Raw genomic sequence first — 14,305 nt, 5'->3', positions numbered from 1 at the left:
GACCCGATAGTTGAACATCGCGCGATTCCTTGACATGGACGCGACCGGAGAGCACTCTCGCGGAGGTTTTCGTTCCCGTGTGCCGTGGCTCGACCGATGGCAGGGCAGGGAGGCGTCGTGGTGACGCAGGATGCAGGGTCAGGGGCGGGGCGGTCCACCGTGCGCGGGCATCGTAATCGCGCGGTCGTCGCCAGTACGGTCGGGACCGCGATCGAGTGGTACGACTTCTTTCTCTACGGGACGGCCGCGGCGCTCGTCTTCCCGCATCTGTTCTTTCCCGGCCAGTCCGAGTACACGGGGGTGCTCGCCTCCTTCGCCACCCAGTTCGTCGGGTTCGCCGCCCGGCCCCTCGGCGCCGCGATCTTCGGGCACTTCGGTGACCGCGTCGGCCGGAAGTCCACGCTCGTCATCACCCTGCTGCTGATGGGGGTGAGCACCGTCCTGATCGGGTGTCTGCCCACCTATTCGTCGATCGGGCTCGCCGCGCCGATCCTCCTCGTGGTGCTCCGTGTCTTCCAGGGGATCGGGGTGGGCGGCGAGTGGGGCGGGTCCGTGCTGCTGTCCATGGAGTGGGGGTCGAGGAAGCGCCGCGGGCTGATGGCCAGTTGGCCGCAGATGGGGGTGCCGCTCGGGCTGCTGATCTCCACCGGCATGGTCAAGTGGCTGAGCTCCGCCTCCGGTGACGGCTTCGAGAGCTGGGGCTGGCGCGTTCCGTTCCTGGCCAGCGGCGTGCTCGTCGTCATCGGTCTCTACGTGCGCCTCAAGGTTCTGGAGAGCCCCGATTTCACCGCGGTGAAGCGGGAAGAGGCCGTCGTGCGCATGCCGTTGTGGGACGTGCTGCGGCACCAGTGGCGCGAGGTGCTCGCCGCCGCGTTCGTCCGGCTCTCCGAGCAGGCGCCGTTCTACCTCTTCATCACCTTCGTCCTCACGTACGGGACCTCCCATCTCGGTCTCGACCGTGGCGATCTGCTCGATGACACGCTCGTCGCCGCTGCCATCGGACTGCTCACCATCCCCGTCTTCGGGCACCTCTCCGACCGCTACGGGCGGCGCCTGGTGTACGGCGTCGGCATCGTGTGCGTGGGTGCGTTCGCGTTTCCGTACTTCGCTCTGCTCAATACCAAGACACCAGGGCTCGTGCTGCTCGCCATCGTGCTGTCCCTTGTCTTCCATGACATGCAGTACGGGCCCCAGGCCGCGCTCATCGCCGAGGGCTTCGGCGCCAACGTCCGCTACAGCGGCGCGGGCCTCGGCTACCAGCTCGCCTCGGTCATCGCCGGCGGCCCCGCCGCTGATCGCCGCCGCCATCCTGGAGGACACCGGGTCCAGCACCGGCATCAGCCTCTACATCGTGGGCTGCTGCGTGCTGTCCATGGGGGCGCTGTTCCTCATTCCCAAGGGGGCGGCGAGCGGACCGGAGGCCGGAGACGGGCGCGCCGACGTCCCCCGACAGGGCTCCGCGAGCTCCACCAAGGCCCCGTAGACGGCAGAACCCGAACGGCACCAGGGAGGCCGCGCCGCCGCACCACCGGCGGTGCGGCCTTCTGCTGTCCTCCCCCAATATGCTCACGAACCAACAAAGTCCTACGGCGTCATTGTGTCGGTTGTGTTGTCTTCTTAGGGTGGTGCCGGCTCAACAGGCGTTCCGCACCACTCCAGTTGCACGTGTCCACCCCCGCAGAAGGGCACAGCCATGCCGCGACCCCCGCACCCCCAGCCCATGCCGCTCAGCCGTCGCCGCCTGCTCCAGGCGGGCGCCGCCGTCGCCGGGGCGCTCGCCCTGCCCCTGACCCTGCCCGCCGCCCGGGCCGGCGCGGCCGACGGCGACGAGTGGAACGGCCGCATCGACCTGTTCCGGCTCGGCACCGAGCCCCCGCACACCACCCTCATGCCGTACGCGGACGTGGCGCAGGCCCTCGCCGCCGACCGCACCCGCTCCCCGTACCGCCAAAGCCTCGACGGGGAGTGGAAGTTCGCCTACGTCGACCGGCCCTCCGAGCGCGACGAGGACTTCTACCGTACCGACCTCGACGACGGCGCCTGGGACACCATCCCCGTGCCCGCGGTCTGGCAGCTGCACGGGCACGACTTCCCGATCTACACCAACATCACCTACCCGTGGTGGGGTGCCAACGGCCTCGGCGAGGAGGCCAGGCCGCCCGCGTCGCCGACCCGCTACAACCCCGTCGGCCAGTACAGACGCACCTTCACCGTGCCGAAGGGGTGGCAGGGCAGACGCGTCTTCCTGCACTTCGAGGGCGTCAAGTCGGCCCACTACGTGTGGGTGAACGGCAAGCTCGTCGGCTACCACGAGGACTCCTTCACCCCGGCCGAGTACGACATCACCCCGCACCTCACCGAAGGCACCAACCAGCTCGCCGTCGAGGTCTACCGCTTCTCCGACGGCGACTGGCTCGAGGACCAGGACATGATCCGGCTGAGCGGCATCTTCCGCTCGGTGTACCTGTACTCGACGCCCACCGTGCACCTGCGCGACTTCAAGCTCGACACCCCGCTCGGCGACGGGTACACCACCGCCGAGCTGTCCGTCTCCGCCAGCGTGCGCGCGTACGCCGGTGACTCGGGCGCGTACACCGTCGAGACCCAGCTCTACGACGCCGCCGGCCACCCGGTGTGGTCCCGTCCGCTCACCCAGAAGGCCGCCCTCACCGACTCCGAAGTGACGGTGAAGGCCGCCAAGTCCGTGCCCTCGCCGCGCCTTTGGTCCGCCGAGCACCCGTACCTCTACACCGCCGTGCTCCGCCTGCGCGACCCGGCGGGCAAGGTCGTCGAGACGCTCTCGCACCGCGTCGGCCTGCGCGAGTTCGCGCTCAAGGACGGGCTGATGCGGATCAACGGCAAACCGGTGTCGTTCCGCGGCACCAACCGCCACGAGATGCACCCCGACCGCGGCACCGCGCTCACCCGCGCCGACATGGTCGAGGACATCGGAATCATCAAGCGGATGAACATCAACACGGTCCGCACCTCGCACTACCCCAACAACCCGATCTGGTACGAACTCGCCGACGAGTACGGCCTGTACCTCGTCGACGAGACCAACCTCGAGACCCACGGCGTCCGCGACGACTACCCCGCCGGCCACCCCGACTGGACCAAGGCCTGCGTCGCCCGCGCCCAGAACATGGTCCACCGCGACAAGAACCACGCCTCCGTCGTCATCTGGTCCCTCGGCAACGAGGCCGGCGCCGGCTCCACCTTCTCCGCCATGCACGACTGGATCCGCTCCTACGACACCACCCGCGTCATCCAGTACGAGGGCGACGACAGCCCCGGCGTCAGCGACATCCGCTCCGAGATGTACCCGTCGACGAGCCACGTCGAGTCGAAGGCCAAGGACACCGCCGACACCCGCCCGTACGTGATGATCGAGTACTGCCACGCGATGGGGAACTCGAACGGAAACTTCAAGGAGTACTGGGACCTCGTCCGCCGCTACGACGTGCTGCAGGGCGGCTGGATCTGGGACTTCGTGGACCAGTCGCTGAGCTGGCCGACACCGCCGCGGACACTGCTGACCGAGACGGGGCCCGTCGGCCTGAAGGGTGAACTCCTCAACCCCGCAGGCAAGTTCAGCCGGGACAAGGGGCTGAGCGGAGCCACCGTCTTCGACCGCGACGACCGCCTCGACCTGACCGGGTCCCTCACCCTCGAAGCCTGGGTGACCCCGCACGTCACCGGCTACCACCAGCCGATCGTGGCCAAGGGCGACACGCACTACGCGCTCAAGCAGAACGGCAGGACGCTGGAGTTCTTCATCCACTCCGGCGGTCAGTGGATCACCGCGACCTGGGCGACCCCGGCCGAGGGCTGGACGGGCAGCGAGCACCACATCGCCGGGGTCTTCGACGCGGAGGCGGGGACCCTCACGCTGTACGTCGACGGCTCGGCGAAGGCCACCAAGGCGACTACGAGCAAGCCCACCAGCAACACCGCGCCGCTCGCCCTCGGCGTGGACGTCGACAACATGACCCGCGAGTTCAGCGGCACCATCCGCCGCGCCCGCGTCTACGCCCGCGCGCTGAGCGCCACCGAACTCGCCGACGACAAACGCGGCGCGGACGGCGAAGGCGTGCGCTTCTGGTTCGACGCCAAGACGGTCGGCGTCCAGGAGAAGAAGCCGCGCGACAAGACCTTCTACGCCTACGGCGGCGACTGGGGCGACAACCCCAACGACGGCAACTTCGTCGCCGACGGCATCATCACCGCGGACCGCGGCCACACCGGCAAGGCCGCCGAGATCAAGCGGATCTACCAGGCCGTCCAGGTGTCACCGAAGGAGGGCGGGGGAGCCGGAGACATCACTCTCGCCAACGAGTTCCTCTTCACCAACCTCCGCGAGTACGACGGACGTTGGGAGCTGGCCCGCGACGGTGAGGTGATCCAGCGCGGCAGCCTCAGCCGCGCCCAGCTCGACGTCGCACCGCTCGGCCGCAAGGACATCAGCGTCCCCGTGAAGCTGCCGTCCACGCCCGCGCCCGGCGCCGAGTTCTTCCTGCACCTGTCCTTCCGGCTGAAGGACGACACGGTCTGGGCCGACGCGGGCTTCGAGGTGGCGCGGGCCCAACTCCCCGTCGACGCGGGCAGCCCGAAGGTGACACCCGTACCCCTGAAGAACGTCCCGACCCTGCGCCACGAGGACGGCGACAAGGCGGTCTCCGTCACCGGGAACGGCTTCAGCCTCACCCTCGACAAGTCGACCGGCGTCATCACCTCCTACGAGGCCGACGGCGTCCGGCTCCTCGACTCCGGGCCCGCACCCCACTTCTGGCGCGCCCCGACCGACAACGACCACGGCAACGGCCAGCACACCCGCAACCAGACCTGGCGGGACGCGGGCGCCCGCCGCAAGGTGACCGGGGTGAGCGTCCGAGGCCTCGACGGCCGCGCCGTGCGCATCGAGGTCCAGGGCACCCTGCCGACCACCACCGAGTCCACTTACGCCACGACGTACACCGTCTTCGGCGACGGCGCCGTCAAGGTCGACAACGCCCTGCACCCCGGCGCCTCCGGCCTCCCGTACCTCCCCGCGGTCGGCACGATCCTGCGGCTGCCCGCCGCACTCGAGCGGCTGCACTACTACGGCCGCGGCCCGGAGGAGAACCACTGGGACCGCAACGACGGTACGGACGTGGGGCGTTGGTCCTCGACCGTGACCGAGCAGTGGACCTCGTACATCCGCCCCCAGGAGAACGGCAACAAGACGGACGTGCGCTGGGCGGCCCTCACGGACGGCCGCGGGCGCGGCCTGCTGGTGGCGGCCGACCCCAACGCCGACCGCCCCCTGTTCGAACTCACGGCCTCCCACCTGACCCCGGAGGACCTGTCCGTCGGCGCGCGCCACGACTACCAGCTCGACCCGCGCGACGAGGTGATCCTGCGCGTCGACCACCGACAGATGGGTGTCGGCGGCGACGACAGCTGGGGCGCCCAGACCCACGCCCCGTACAAACTCCTCGCCGACCGGGACTACGCGTACACGTACTGGCTGCGGCCGATCACGGACGTGGGGGAGGCGACGAAGCTGGCGCGGCGGCCCGTGGCGGTGGAGTAGCCGGGCAGGGGCCTTTCGTCCCGTGCGCGGGCGGGGCGGCGTGACGCAGACTGGGATCAAGGTCCGCGGCGTCGCGGGCCCCGCCCGCTCGCCCGGAGGAGACACCCCATGGCCCCCCGACCGCACGCCGACCTGCTCCTGCGCGCCGCCCGCGTCCGCACCCGCGTCGAGGGCCAGGAGCCGCAGCGGGCGCTGGCCGTGCGCGGGGACCGGATCGCGGCCGTCGCCCCCGATCCGCACGGCCTGGACGAGCTGATCGGGCCCGGCACCCGCGTCCTGGACCTGCCCGGCGACGACACCACCGTGCTGCCCGCCTTCGACGACACCCACACCCACCTGATCTCGGCCGGGGACAGCGCCCACGACGTCGCGGTCGACGGCGCCCGCAGCATCGCCGAGTTCCTCGACCTCATCAGGGCGCGTGCCGCCGACACCCCGCCCGGCCAGTGGATCCGCACGGCGGGCCACTGGCAGGAGCTGAACCTCGCCGAGCGCCGCTTCCCCACCGCCGCCGAGCTGGACTCCGCCACCGACCGGCACCCGGTCCTCGTCCTGCGCGGGGTCCACAACCAGGTCCTCAACGGGTACGCGCTCAAGGTCTGCGGCATCGACGCCACCACCCCCGACCCGGACGGCGGTGCCATCGAACGCGACGCCGACGGCCACCCGAACGGACACCTCGTCGACGGCCTCGCCCTCGTCCAACCACAGCTCCCCGCCCCCGACCCGGCCCTCAAACTCGACGGACTGCGGCTCGCGTCCCACGACTACGCCGCCACCGGCATCGGCACGGTCCGTGACACCAACGCCTCCCTCGCGGATCTCGCGGCGCTGCGGCAGTTGCGCGCATCCGGTGACCTGGGGTGCCGGGTGCGGGTGCTGCTGACCACGATGGGGTTCACCACCGTCGAGCAGGTCGAGGACGTGCTCGACGGGATGGAGGAGTGGAAGTACGCCGCGGACCCGTGGCTCAAGGTGTGGGGCGTGAAGTTCTGGATGGACGGCGGGATCGAGTCCGGCGCCCTCGACGAGCCCTACTGTCCTGCGCACCGCCCCACGCCCGGTTTCACCGGTCAACTCGCTTGGAACCAGGACGTGTTGGAGGAGGCCGTGGAGCGCGTCGTACGGCGCGGCTGGCGCGTCGGCGTCCACGCCTACGGGGACCGCGGCGTGCGCACACTGCTCGACCTGTTCGAGCGCGTGCGGGCCCGCATCCCCGGACTGCCCTACGGCGCCCTCGTCATGGAGCACGGCGGCATCGCCGACGAGGAGCAGCGCCGCCGCGCGGTCGACCTCGGCGTCCCGGTGACCGTGCAGCAGGCGCTGCTGTACGACGCGGCCGCCGTGCAGAGCGAGTACTGGGGCGAGGAACGCGTCGCCCACCTCTTCCCGGCGAGGCAGTGGCTGGACGCGGGCGCCGACATCTCCGGCGGCTCCGACTACCCCGTCGGCTCGTACGGCGCCGCCCACTCCCTGTACGGGCTCACCACCCGGCAGACCGTCTCCGGCGTGCTCGGCGCCGACCACGCCATCGGGCGCGACGAGGCCGTGGCCCTGCACACCACGGCCGGCGCGCGACTCACCGGCGAGAGCGGGCTGCGCGGGCAGCTCACCCCGGGACGGCTCGCCGACCTCACGGTGTGGGACCGGGACCCGTTGACCGTGCCGGAGGGCGAGCTGCCGGGGCTGCGGCCCACGCACACCTTCCTCGGCGGCGTCGCGGTGCACGCTCCCGCTAGCTGACGTCCAGGCGCGCCGCCTCCCGTTCCGCCGCCTCCACCACGTTCGTCAGGAGCATCGCCCGTGTCATCGGGCCGACCCCGCCGATCTTGGGTGCCATCCGGCCCGCCACCCCGGCGACGTCCGGGTGGACGTCGCCGAGGATGCCCTCGATGGTGCGGGTGATGCCGACGGAGAGGACCGTGGCTCCCGGCTTGACCCAGTCGGGGCGGACCAGGTGGGCCGAGCCGGCGGCCGCGACCACCACGTCCGCCGCGCGGGCGTGGGCGGCGATGTCCTCCGTGCGCTCGTGGCACATGGTCACGGTGGCGTGCTCGCTGCTGCGGGTCAGCATCAGGCCGAGCGGGCGCCCGACCGTGATGCCGCACCCGATGACGCAGAACGTGGCACCGGTGATGCGTACCTCGCTCAGGCGCAGCAGCTCGATGATGCCGCGCGGGGTGCAGGGCAGCGGGCCCGGTGTGCCGAGGACGAGACGGCCCAGGTTGGTGGGGTGCAGGCCGTCGGCGTCCTTGGCCGGGTCGATGAGTTCCAGGACGGCGTGCGTGTCGAGGTGCTGGGGCAGCGGGAGCTGGACGATGAAGCCCGTGCACGCCGGGTCGGCGTTGAGGGTGAGGACCGCCGCCTCGACGTCGGCCTGGGTGGCGTCGGCGGGCAGCTCGATGCGCTGGGACTCGATGCCGACCTCGGCACAGTCGCGGTGCTTGCCCGCTACGTAGACGTGGCTGCCGGGGTGGTCCCCGACGAGGATGGTGCCGAGGCCCGGTGTCACGCCACGGGACCTGAATGAGGCCACGCGGGCGGCCAGTTCGGTCTTGATGTCGGCGGCGGCTCTCGCGCCGTCGAGCTTGACGAGGGTGGTCACGGGGGAACTGCCCTTCTGCCGGGCTTGGTTGAACGAGCTCGGTCGAGCGGGTTCAGTTGAACAGGCTCAGTGGAGCGGGCTCAGTTGAAGATGACCGTGCGGTTTCCGTGCAGCAGGACGCGGCTCTGGCAGTGCCAGTTGACCGCGCGGGCCAGCGCCAGGCGCTCGGCGTCGCGGCCGACGAGGACGAGTTCCTGGGCGCTCTGGCGGTGATCGACGCGGATCACCTCCTGCTCGATGATCGGCCCCTCGTCCAGGTCCGCGGTGACGTAGTGGGCGGTCGCGCCGACGAGCTTGACGCCGCGCGCGTGGGCCTGGTGGTACGGCTTGGCGCCGGCGAAGCTCGGCAGGAACGAGTGGTGGATGTTGATGGCCCGCCCCTCCAGCGCCTTGCACAGGTCGTCCGAGAGGATCTGCATGTACCGGGCGAGCACCACCAGATCGATGGCGTGCTCGTCGACCAGACGCAGCAGCCGGTCCTCGGCCGCCGCCTTGGTGTCACGGGTGACCGGCACATGTACGAACTCGACGCCCGCCTGCTCCACCTGCTCGCGCAGGTCGGCGTGGTTGGAGACGACGAGCGCGATGTCACCGTCGAGGGTGCCGCTGCGCCCCCTGTAGAGCAGGTCGGCGAGGCAGTGGTCGAACTTCGACACCATGACGAGGACCCGGGGCTTGGCCGCCGCGTCGCGCAGCCGCCAGTCCATCGCGTACGCCTCGGCGGTGGCGGCGAAGCGCTCCTCCAGCTGGGCGGTGTCGGTCCCGGCGGGCGCGGTGAAACTCGTCCGCAAAAAGACGGTGCCGTTGTCGGGGTCGTCGAACTGCTGGTGCTCGGTGATGTCGCAGCCCTCGCCGACCAGGAAGGAGGTGACGGCGTGCACGATGCCGGGCCGCTCCGGGCAACTGAGGGTGAGGATGTGCTGGTTGACTGCGGTGCGTGCGCTGCGTGTGGTGGTCACGACAGGTGTCTCCTCAGCATTCGACGACGTTGAGGGCGAGGCCTCCGCGTGCGGTCTCCTTGTACTTGTCCTTCATGTCGGCACCGGTCTCGCGCATCGTCTTGATGGCCTTGTCGAGACTGACGTGGTGCCGGCCGTCGCCGTGCACGGCCATCCGGGCGGCCGTGATCGCCTTGAGCGCGGCGACGGCATTGCGTTCGATGCACGGGATCTGCACCAGGCCGCCCACCGGATCGCAGGTCAGGCCGAGATTGTGCTCGATGCCGATCTCGGCGGCGTTCTCCACCTGCTCCGGGGTGCCGCCGAGCACCTCCGCGAGCCCGGCCGCCGCCATCGAGCAGGCCGAACCGACCTCGCCCTGGCAGCCGACCTCGGCCCCGGAGATCGACGCGTTCTCCTTGAACAGGACGCCGACCGCGCCCGCGGTGAGCAGGAAGCGCACGATGGCGTCCGGGGTGGTGTCGCGCCCGAAGCGTTCGATGTAGTGCAGGACCGCCGGGATGATGCCGGCCGCGCCGTTGGTCGGCGCGGTGACGACCCGGCCGCCCGCCGCGTTCTCCTCGTTGACGGCGAGGGCGTACAGCGTCACCCACTCCATCGCGTACAGGGAGTCCGTCTCCGCGGTGTCCTGCGCCGCGTCGAGCTTCTCCTTGAGCGCGGCCGCCCGACGGCGCACCTTCAGGCCGCCGGGCAGCGTGCCCTGGGCCGCGCACCCGGTCCGCACGCACTCCTGCATGACGGACCAGATGTGCAGCAGCCCGGCCCGCACCCCCTCCTCGCTGCGCCAGGACAGCTCGTTGGCCAGCATGATCGAGCTGATCGGCAGGCCGGTGGCCCGGGTGTGGGCGAGCAGTTCCTCGGCGGTGGTGAACGGATAGCGCACCGGGGTGCGGTCGGGCACGATCCGCGGGCCGTGTGCCTCGTCCTCGTCGAGGACGAAGCCGCCGCCGACCGAGTAGTACGTACGACGGGACAGGCTCGCCCCGTCCGCGCCCCACGCCTCGAACGTCATCGCGTTGGAGTGGAAGTCCAGGCGCTTGTTCCGGTGGAGCACGATGTCGGTGTCGAGGGCGAAGGGAACGGGCTGCTTGTCGAGGAGGCGCAGCAGGCCCGTCTCCCGCACCCGGTCCACGGCCGGGTCCGCGAGACCCGGATCCACGGTCTCGGGGGCATGGCCCTCCAGGCCGAGCAGGACGGCCTTGACGCTGCCGTGCCCGTGCCCGGTGGCGCCGAGCGAGCCGAACAGCTCGGCGCGGACCTGCCGGGTGCGGGACAGCAGCCCGTCCCGCTCCAGCGCGTGGGCGAAGGTGTGCGCCGCGCGCATCGGGCCCACGGTGTGCGAACTCGAAGGGCCGATGCCGACCTTGAACAGGTCGAAGACGCTGATGCTCATCAAGTGACCCCGGCGTGCTCGGTGAGGTACTCGGTGCACGCGTCGGCCAGCCACGCCGCGAGGTATCCGGCGAACGACGACCTGACCAGCAGCCAGACGGCCGCAGGACCCGCCTCGCGCACGACCAGCGTGACACCGGCCTGGGCGAGCAGTGTGGTGTGGCAGGCGCCGGACTCGGCCTTGTCGGGGGCGAGGTCGAGGGCACACCCCTGCGCCAGGATGTCCGCCAGCAGAGGCCCGGACAGGGCGAGCACCGTGCGCTGCGCCGAGGTGTCGGTGACGGTGGCGAACTCCTCGCCGATCGCCGACCGCAGCCCGGCCGTCAGCTCCTCTGCCTGCCCGGCGGGCGCCACCAGGAGCCATTCGTCGGGGCCCAGCCAGAGCGCCTTGACCTCCGCGTCCAGGTGGGCGCGGCAGGCGTCGGGCAGCGCGTACCCGAGGTACTTCTCGACGGCGGTGGCCGCCGCGGTGCCGGGTGTCACGCGGAGGGTGAGCTGGGTCAGGAACGGGAGTTCGCGGGCACTCAGGCCGTCCGGGAGCTGCGGGTCCCAGTCGGCGAGCGGACTGTTGCGTACGGGGGAGTGGGGGTCAGCCGTCACGGCGGGCTCCCTCCTTGTCGAAGAGGACGGGTTCGGCGACGGTCACCGGCACGGTGGCGCCGTCGAGCGGGACGTAGAGGGTCTCGCCGACACGCGCCGTGCCGGAGCGCACGAGCGCCAGGGCGAAGGTGCGCTGCAGCGCGTCGCTGCGGTAGCTGGAGGTGACATGGCCGAGCATCGGGACGGGCGGCGCGGGCACCGCCTCGGTGGCGATGATCTGCGCGCCCTCCGGGAGCAGTGTGCGCTCGTCGGTGGGCAGCAGCGCGACGAGCTGCTTGCGGTCGGTGCGCTGGTTCTCCGGACGGGCGAAGGAGCGCTTGCCGACGAAGTCCGGCTTCTTCTTGGAGATCACCCAGTTCATGCCGAGGTCCTGCGGGGTGACTGTGCCGTCGGTGTCCTGCCCGATGATCGGGTACGCCTTCTCGGCGCGCAGCACGTGCATGGTCTCGGTGCCGTACGGGGTGAGGCCGAGCGGCTGCCCGGCGGCGTACAGCGCCTCCCAGACGTGCGTCCCGTACCAGGCCGGCACGTTGACCTCGTAGGCGAGCTCGCCGGAGAAGCTGATCCGGCACACCCTTGCCTCCACACCGGCGATCACCGTGTCGCGCCAACTCATGAACGGGAACGCCTCGTTGGAGACGTCCAGGTCGTCACCGACGACCGCCGCGAGCACCTCGCGCGAGCGCGGGCCCACGAGCGGGATCGTCGCCCAGTGCTCGGTCACCGAGGTGAGGTGGACGCGCAGCTCGGGCCACTCGGTCTGGAGCCATTCCTCCATCCACTCAAGTACCTTGGCCGCGTTGCCTGTTGTGGTCGTGACGAGGAACTCGTTCTCCGATACGCGGATGACCGTGCCGTCGTCGATGGCCATGCCGTCGACTCCGCACATCACGCCGTAGCGGATCCGGCCGGGCTTCAGCGAGGCCATCATGTTCGTGTAGAGCCGGTTGAGCAGCTCGCCCGCGTCGGGGCCCTGCACGCTGATCTTGCCGAGCGTCGAGCCGTCCATCATCGCCACGCCGTTGCGCGCCGCGCGGCACTCGCGCTGCACCGCGTCGTCCATGGTCTCGCCGGGCAGCGGGTAGTACCAGGGCCGCTTCCACTGGCCGACGTCCTCGAACAGCGCGCCGTGCCGCTCGTGCCAGGCGTGCAGCGCGGTCACCCGCACCGGGTCGAACAGCTCGCCCCGGTTGCGGCCCGCGAACGCGGCGAACGCGATGGGCTGCACGGGCGGCCGGAAGCTGGTGGTGCCCAGATCGGCGATGTCCGTGCCGAGCCCCTCGGCGACGATGCCCGAGGTGAGGATCCCGGACGTACGGCCCTGGTCGTGCGCGGTGCCGATGGTCGTGTACCGCTTGACGTGCTCGACGGAGCGGAGCCCGGCGCGGGTGGCCCGGAACACGTCGCTGACGAACGCGTCGCGCTGCAGGTCGACGAACTGCGCGGTGCCGTCCGTGCCGTCCTGCGGGCTGGGCACGCGCCACAACACTGCGACGGGGGAGGGGAGTTCCGTGGCGGCCGCGGGGACGCCCACCGGCGCGGCCGTGACGCCGAGCGCGTCGAGCGCCGTGGCCGTCGCGGCGATGCCGCTGCCGAGGCACTCCCCGAGCGTGCGCAGACCGTCCGCCGCGCCCGCCGTCCGTACGGTCGAGAGGGCCTTGGTGGGCACGAACGTGGCGAGTTCCGCGTCGTAGCGCAGCTTTCCGCGCGCCTGGCTGAACAGGGCCACCGCCGGGTTCCAGCCGCCGGAGACGAGCAGCACGTCGCAGTCGACGCCGTGCCGCCGGGCGTCGGCCGCCGAGCGCTCGGCGATGTGCACGCGGGAGAGGCGCTCGACCCCGCTGGTGCCGGTGACGACATGGTCGCGGTGGAGCGGGATGCCGCGCTCGGCCAGCGCCCCGGCGAGCCGCTCGGGAACAGTCGGCCTGGCATCGACCACGGCGGCGAACTCCACGCCCGCATCCGCGAGTTCGAGCACCGCGTCGTACGCGGAGTCGTTCGTCGTGAAGACGGCGGCGCGGCGGCCGGCGAGGACCCCGTAGCGGTGGAGGTACGTACGGGCGGCGGAGGCCAGCATGATGCCGGGGCGGTCGTTGTCGTCGAAGGCGATCGGCCGCTCGGTGGTGCCGGTCGCGTGCACGACCTGCTCGGCCCGGATGCGCCACACCCGCTGGCGTGACACGTGGCTCGGGGCCGCCGCGCCGAGGTGGTCGGTGCGCTTCTCCAGGGCCAGGACGAGGTTGTCGTCGTAGTGGCCGAAGGCGGTGGTGCGGGTCAGGACGGTCACGTTCCCGGACTCCGCGAGCCGGCTCGTCACCGAGTCCACCCACTCCTGCGCGGGCCGGCCGTCGATGGTCTCGCGCGTGCCGAGCAGGCTGCCGCCCAGCTCCGGCGCGCTGTCGACGAGGACGACCCGGACCCCCGCGTCGGACGCGGCGAGCGCGGCGGCGAGACCGGCCGGCCCCGCGCCCACGATCAGCAGCTCCGCGTGCAGGTGCTTCGCGTCGTAGCGGGCGGGATCGGCCTCGGCGGCGAGCCGCCCCTGGCCTCCGAGACCGCGGGCCACCAGACCGTCGTACAGCTCGACCGTCGTGGCGGTGAGCATCGGCTCGGGGAACGGCGCCTCGATCTGGACCAGTGCGTTGGGCTCCTCGACACCGGCGGCCAGGATGCCGCGCGGGCGGCCATACTTGATGCTCGTGGCCACCCGGTGCACACCGTTCGCGAGCAGCGCGGAGGCGAGGGTGTCGCCGGGGTGCCCGGTGTAGGACTCCCCGTCGAAGACGAAGTCCAGCGTGGTGGAGCGGTCGATGCGGCCGTGTGCGTCGGGGGCGCGGAAGGGAGTTGTCATGCGGTCGCCTCCTGGCGCTCTCGCGTGCCGGTGCCGAGCGGGTTCGGGGAACCCACCGGGTACACGGTCAGGAACTCGTAACTCACGGTGTCGCGAACGGCGTTGAACCAGCGGCGGCAGCCCGCCGTGTGCGCCCACCGCTCGGCGAACGGACCCTTGGGGTTGTCGCGGAAGAACACGTACTGGGCCCACTGCTCGTCGTCGAGGGCGTGCGGGTCCGCGGGGTGCTCGACGTGTGCCTGACCGCCGTAGTGGAACTCGGTCTCCTCGCGCGGCCCGCACCAGGGGCAGGGGATGAGCTGCATGGATGTCTCCTAGGAAGG

6 protein-coding genes and 2 pseudogenes are annotated in these 14,305 nt (G+C 71.3%); 3 read left to right on the top strand and 5 right to left on the bottom strand.

What is annotated here, in order from left to right:
* Positions 1-96: 96 nt before the first annotated feature.
* The 3 genes and pseudogenes from ACZ7L4_RS25450 to ACZ7L4_RS25440 all read left to right on the top strand — a co-directional run.
* Positions 97-1,215 (top strand): annotated as a pseudogene (locus ACZ7L4_RS25450) (MFS transporter); the annotation flags it as partial.
* Positions 1,216-1,720: 505 nt separating this feature from the next.
* A complete protein-coding gene (locus ACZ7L4_RS25445) occupies positions 1,721-5,575 on the top strand; it encodes a glycoside hydrolase family 2 TIM barrel-domain containing protein (RefSeq protein WP_472105921.1) in 3,855 nt (1,284 codons plus the stop codon).
* Between the two features lie 108 nt (positions 5,576-5,683).
* The gene (locus ACZ7L4_RS25440; RefSeq protein ID WP_472105920.1) at positions 5,684-7,318 is read left to right on the top strand and encodes an amidohydrolase; all 1,635 of its coding nucleotides are present in this window, start codon (positions 5,684-5,686) and stop codon (positions 7,316-7,318) included.
* Here ACZ7L4_RS25440 and ACZ7L4_RS25435 read toward each other — a convergent pair.
* The 5 genes and pseudogenes from ACZ7L4_RS25435 to ACZ7L4_RS25415 form a co-directional block, all read right to left on the bottom strand.
* On the bottom strand, positions 7,311-8,180 hold the full coding sequence (locus tag ACZ7L4_RS25435; RefSeq protein WP_472105918.1) for a bifunctional methylenetetrahydrofolate dehydrogenase/methenyltetrahydrofolate cyclohydrolase: 870 nt from the start codon (positions 8,178-8,180) through the stop codon (positions 7,311-7,313). The two genes, ACZ7L4_RS25440 and ACZ7L4_RS25435, sit on opposite strands and share 8 nt — an antisense overlap.
* Before the next feature lie 80 nt (positions 8,181-8,260).
* Positions 8,261-9,139, bottom strand: a complete 879-nt coding sequence (gene purU, locus ACZ7L4_RS25430; protein WP_472105916.1) for a formyltetrahydrofolate deformylase — start codon at positions 9,137-9,139, stop codon at positions 8,261-8,263.
* 13 nt (positions 9,140-9,152) lie between these two features.
* A complete protein-coding gene (locus ACZ7L4_RS25425; RefSeq protein ID WP_472105914.1) occupies positions 9,153-10,532 on the bottom strand; it encodes an L-serine ammonia-lyase in 1,380 nt (459 codons plus the stop codon).
* Entirely contained in the window at positions 10,532-11,131 is a 600-nt protein-coding gene (locus ACZ7L4_RS25420) for a sarcosine oxidase subunit gamma (RefSeq protein ID WP_472105912.1), read from the bottom strand. Before ACZ7L4_RS25420 ends, ACZ7L4_RS25425 begins: the two co-directional genes overlap by 1 nt.
* Positions 11,121-14,287 (bottom strand): annotated as a pseudogene (locus ACZ7L4_RS25415) (sarcosine oxidase subunit delta family protein). The gene ACZ7L4_RS25420 and the pseudogene ACZ7L4_RS25415 overlap by 11 nt, the downstream one beginning before the upstream one ends.
* Positions 14,288-14,305 lie beyond the last annotated feature (18 nt).

This window comes from Streptomyces sp. NPDC107575 (assembly GCF_055657265.1).
This window is presented reverse-complemented; position numbering and strand designations above follow the sequence as displayed.

Bases quoted from the DNA above. Each gene is read 5' to 3' on its own strand.
- ACZ7L4_RS25445 (WP_472105921.1), top strand. From the start codon at position 1,721: ATGCCGCTCAGCCGTCGCCGCCTGCTCCAGGCGGGCGCCGCCGTCGCC.
- ACZ7L4_RS25440 (WP_472105920.1), top strand. From the start codon at position 5,684: ATGGCCCCCCGACCGCACGCCGACCTGCTCCTGCGCGCCGCCCGCGTC.
- ACZ7L4_RS25425 (WP_472105914.1), bottom strand. From the start codon at position 10,532: ATGAGCATCAGCGTCTTCGACCTGTTCAAGGTCGGCATCGGCCCTTCG.